1 protein-coding gene is annotated in these 366 nt (G+C 59.0%); it reads right to left on the reverse strand.

Annotated elements, in window-relative coordinates; genetic code table 11:
* Positions 1-366 (reverse strand): Ig-like domain-containing protein (locus GJS41_RS11365; RefSeq protein WP_195758389.1); only part of this gene is annotated, 366 nt, incomplete at both ends.

Genomic DNA, 366 nt, shown 5'->3' on the forward strand with positions numbered 1-366 from the left:
TTCTGCCACCGTCTTGCTGTCATCGGTCGCCGTTGGCGTGTCATCCACCGCCGTCACCGTAATGGTTACGGTCGCGATGTCCGTGTCGCCATCAGCATCGGTGATGATGTAAGAGAAGCTGTCGGTGCCGTTGAAGTTCGCATCCGGGCTGTAGTCGTAACTGCCGTCAGCATTGAAGGTCAAGGTGCCGTTAGACACGTCGGTATCCAAGCTGAACGCGGTCGCTAAGTCGCCGCCGTCACCGCCTAAGGTGTCGTTACCCGCAACCGAAGCGCCGGTAATCGAGCCGTATTCTGCCACCGTATTGCTGTCATCGGTCGCCGTTGGCGTGTCATCCACCGCCGTCACCGTAATGGTTACGGTCGC

The sequence above is a fragment of the Kangiella sp. HZ709 genome, assembly GCF_009674675.1.
Classification (GTDB): Bacteria; Pseudomonadota; Gammaproteobacteria; order Enterobacterales; family Kangiellaceae; genus Kangiella.